This is a genomic window from Streptomyces phytophilus (genome assembly GCF_013870535.1).
Taxonomy (GTDB): Bacteria; Actinomycetota; Actinomycetes; order Streptomycetales; family Streptomycetaceae; genus Streptomyces; species Streptomyces phytophilus.
In genome coordinates this window covers 1-2522 of record NZ_JACBXC010000896.1, presented here as the reverse complement: position 1 = coordinate 2522, position 2522 = coordinate 1, and the positions used below count along the sequence as shown (strand labels likewise).

The window sequence follows — 2522 nt, the reverse complement described above, 5'->3', positions numbered from 1 at the left end:
CCGCAACGGCCTCGGCCTGCTCGGCATACCGGCGCCCGAGTACGTGTGAGCCGACCGTGAGAACCCCGCACCGAAGGAGTACCCCGCCGTGAGCCGATCCGCCCACCCCGCCGGCCCCCGGCACGGCGACGTGCTGCCCGAAGGGCACTACGCCGCACCGCCCGCCGACCTCAACGACCTCGACCCGCGCGTGTGGGCCCGTACCGTCGCCCGCGACGGGGACGGCGTCGTCACCGTCGGCGGGCTGCCCGTGACCCGGCTCGCCGAGGAGTTCGGCACCCCCGCCTACTTCCTCGACGAGGAGGACTTCCGCGCCCGCTGCCGCGCCTGGACCGACGCCTTCGAGGGCGCCGACGTCTTCTACGCCGGCAAGGCGTTCCTCTCCCGCGCCGTCGTCCGCTGGCTGCGCGAGGAGGGCCTGAACCTCGACGTGTGCTCCGGCGGCGAGCTGGCGACCGCGCTGGCCGCAGGCATGCCCGCCGACCGGATCGCGATGCACGGCAACAACAAGAGCCCCGACGAGATCGAACGGGCCGTCGCGGCCGGCGTCGGCCGGATCGTGCTCGACTCGTACCAGGAGATCGTCCGCGTCGCGCACACCGCCGAGCGGCTCGGCAGGCGCCAGCGCGTGCAGATCCGGGTCACCGTCGGCGTCGAGGCGCACACCCACGAGTTCATCGCCACCGCCCACGAGGACCAGAAGTTCGGGCTCGCGCTCGCCGACGGCCAGGCGGCCGAGGCCGTACGGCGCGTGCTGAAGCTCGACTCCCTGGAGCTGGTCGGCATCCACAGCCACATCGGCTCGCAGATCTTCGACATGGCCGGCTTCGAGGTCTCCGCCCGCCGCGTCGTCGGGCTGCTCACCGAGATCCGCGACGAGCACGGGGTTCAGCTGCCCGAGATCGACCTCGGCGGCGGCCTCGGCATCGCGTACACCCCCGACGACGACCCGCGCGAGCCGTACGAGATCGCGAAGGCCCTGCGCGACATCGTCTCCCGCGAGTGCACGGCCGCGGGGCTGGCCGTGCCGCGGCTGTCCGTCGAGCCGGGCCGCGCGATCGTCGGGCCGACCGCGTTCACGCTGTACGAGGTCGGGACGGTCAAGGAGCTGGAGGGGCTGCGTACGTACGTGAGCGTGGACGGCGGCATGTCGGACAACATCCGCACCGCGCTCTACGACGCCGAATACTCGGTGGCGCTGGCCTCCCGCGCCTCCAGCGCCGAGCCGGTGCTGTCCCGCGTCGTCGGCAAGCACTGCGAGTCCGGCGACATCGTCGTACGGGACGCCTACCTGCCGGCGGACCTGGCGGTCGGCGACCTGCTGGCGGTGCCCGCCACCGGGGCGTACTGCCGCGCCATGGCGAGCAACTACAACCATGTGCTGCGCCCGCCCGTGGTGGCCGTCGCGGACGGCGGGGCGCGGGAGATCGTCCGGCGCGAGACCGAGGAGGACCTGCTGCGGCTCGACGTGGGCTAGCCGCAGGCCGGCCGCATCTCAAGCCGTAAACGGTACGTCTCGGCATCCGGACAGGGCGTCGCAATCGCCCGCCGCTGCGTGAGACTGGAACCGACCCCTGTCGATGCACGTGAGGAACGAGGTCGTATGAGCGAGAGGCGTCCGCTGAAGGTGGCGCTCCTGGGCTGCGGGTCCGTCGGCTCCGAGGTCGCGCGCATCATGACGGCGAACGCCGCGGACCTCGCCGCCCGCATCGGCGCCCCGGTCGAGCTGGCGGGCGTCGCGGTGCGGCGCGCGGGGGTGGCGCGGCCCGGGATCCCGGACGAGCTGATCACCACGGACGCCACGGCGCTGGTCAAACGCGGCGACCTCGACGTCGTCATCGAACTGATCGGCGGCCTGGAGCCGGCCCGTACGCTCATCACCACCGCCTTCGAGTACGGCGCCGGCGTCGTCACCGGCAACAAGGCGCTCCTCGCCGAGGACGGCACCAGCCTGCACGCCGCCGCCGCCCGGCACGGCGTCGACCTCTACTACGAGGCCGCCGTCGCCGGCGCCATCCCGCTCGTCCGCCCGCTGCGCGAGTCGCTGGCCGGCGACAGGGTCGACCGGGTGCTCGGCATCCTCAACGGCACCACCAACTTCATCCTCGACCGCATGGAGACCTCCGGCGCCGGCTACGCCGAGGCGCTGGAGGAGGCCACCGCGCTCGGCTACGCCGAGGCCGACCCCACCGCCGACGTCGAGGGCTACGACGCCGCCGCCAAGGCCGCGATCCTCGCCGGCATCGCCTTCCACACCCGGGTCCGCCTCGACGACGTGCACCGCCAGGGCATCACCGAGATCACCGCCGCCGACATGGCCTCCGCGGCCCGCATCGGCTGTACGGTCAAGCTGCTCGCCATCTGCGAGCGCACGCCCGACGGCAAGTCCGTCACCGCGCGGGTGCACCCGGCGATGATCCCGCTGACGCACCCGCTGGCCTCCGTGCGCGAGGCGTACAACGCCGTCTTCGTCGAGGCCAGCGCGGCCGGGCAGCTCATGTTCTACGGCCCGGGCGCCGGCG

At 73.4% G+C, this 2522-nt stretch carries 2 protein-coding genes; both read left to right on the top strand.

What is annotated here, in order from left to right:
* The first annotated feature begins 88 nt into the window (after window positions 1-88).
* Window positions 89-1477: a diaminopimelate decarboxylase gene (gene lysA / locus H5J30_RS26840; RefSeq protein WP_181789912.1), complete on the top strand. Its 1389-nt coding sequence runs from the start codon at window positions 89-91 to the stop codon at window positions 1475-1477.
* 126 nt (window positions 1478-1603) lie between these two features.
* A partial coding sequence (locus H5J30_RS26835; protein WP_181789911.1) for a homoserine dehydrogenase occupies window positions 1604-2522 on the top strand: 919 nt, incomplete at its 3' end.